This is a genomic window from Parasedimentitalea maritima (assembly GCF_005771405.1).
GTDB lineage: Bacteria > Pseudomonadota > Alphaproteobacteria > Rhodobacterales > Rhodobacteraceae > Parasedimentitalea > Parasedimentitalea maritima.
Window position 1 is genome coordinate 1 of sequence record NZ_VAUA01000021.1, and the last position, 1,542, is coordinate 1,542.

Genomic DNA, 1,542 nt, shown 5'->3' on the forward strand with positions numbered 1-1,542 from the left:
GGCCTATTTTGTTGAAAAACTCTTCTTGATTTGAGGGTCCTTCACTGATTCAATTTGCTTGTGAATGCAGGGGGATTGACGGTGTTGGGACCTAAGCAAGAAGCGCAAGGCGCACTCTTCTACGAGTTTTCTATCGACGACCATGTGCCTCAAGATCACCTGCTGCGCTCGATTGACCGGTTTGTGGATCTGAGCAGCATTCGAGCCCACCTTGCAGAATTTTACAGCCACACTGGCCGTCCTTCGATTGATCCAGAACTGCTGATCCGCATGCTGTTGGTTGGGTATTGTCTTGGCATCAGGTCGGAGCGCAGGCTTTGCGAGGAGGTGCATCTCAACCTTGCTTATCGCTGGTTCTGCCGCCTTGATCTTGCGGATCCAGTACCCAACCATTCGACCTTTTCCAAGAACCGGCATGGTCGTTTTCGCGAAAGCGATTTGCTGCGTCATCTATTCGAGACGACCGTGGCGCGTTGCATTGCGGACGGCCTTGTTAGCGGGCAACGCTTTGCGGCAGATGCCAACCTGATCGAGGCGGACGCCAACAAACAAAACTCAACCCCAAAGGCAGACTGGGACACCGCAGCGATCAAGCCAGATGACGCCCCGCGCTCTGTACGCGAATATCTCGACGTTCTTGATGATGCAGCATTTGGTGCGGCATCCGATGTTGAGCCCAAGTTCACATCCCATTCCGATCCCGCCAGTCAGTGGACTGCAGCCCGCAAAGGCCCCGCATTCTTTGCCTATTCTACGAACTACCTGATCGACACTGACTACAGTGTCATCGTCGACGTCGAGGCCACAAGATCTATCCGACAAGCTGAAGTGGGGTCTGTGCGCTCGATGCTGGATCGGGTTAAAGACACGTTCGATCTGCATCCAGAACGCATCATCGCAGACACCGCTTATGGCTCGGGACCAATGCTCGGTTGGCTTGTCGACCGCAAGATCGCACCGCATATCCCGGTAATTGATAAAGCGGGGCGCACTGACGGGACCTGGAGCCGATCTGACTTCCAGTGGGACGCCGAGAACGACCAATATGTTTGCCCAGAGGGGCAATCACTCAAACAGTTCCGCCGAAATTACTCTGATCCCAACCGAGGCCCAGACGGCAAAGGCGTCGCCAAATATCGCGCATTAAAATTGACGTGTCAGGCATGCCCATCCAAGGCGAAATGCTGCCCCAACGCCGACTTCCGCTCCATCACGCGCGAAGAACACGAAGACGCCCGTCAGGTCGCCCGCGACATTGCCAAGACCAAACAATACGTCATCTCAATGCGGCTCAGAAAGAAGGTGGAAATGCTCTTTGCCCACCTCAAACGCATTCTCGGGTTGGGGCGCCTCCGATTACGTGGGCCATGTGGGGCAAATGGCGAATTCCTCCTCGCCGCAACCGCCCAAAACCTCCGTAAACTGGCCAAGATCTTTCCTGCACCGCAGCAAACGAGCGAAGCCTGAAAAGAAAGGCGCTCGCGCGACGTTCAGTCCCTCATTTTCTGCGCCAGCAACACGATGTTTTTCCACAGAATCGGC

The 1,542-nt window shown here is 55.0% G+C and carries 1 protein-coding gene; it reads left to right on the forward strand.

Annotation, left to right across the window (positions count from 1 at the left end; translation table 11 throughout):
• The first annotated feature begins 81 nt into the window (after window positions 1–81).
• A complete protein-coding gene (locus FEE96_RS23365; RefSeq protein WP_138165536.1) occupies window positions 82–1,467 on the forward strand; it encodes a transposase in 1,386 nt (461 codons plus the stop codon).
• Window positions 1,468–1,542 lie beyond the last annotated feature (75 nt).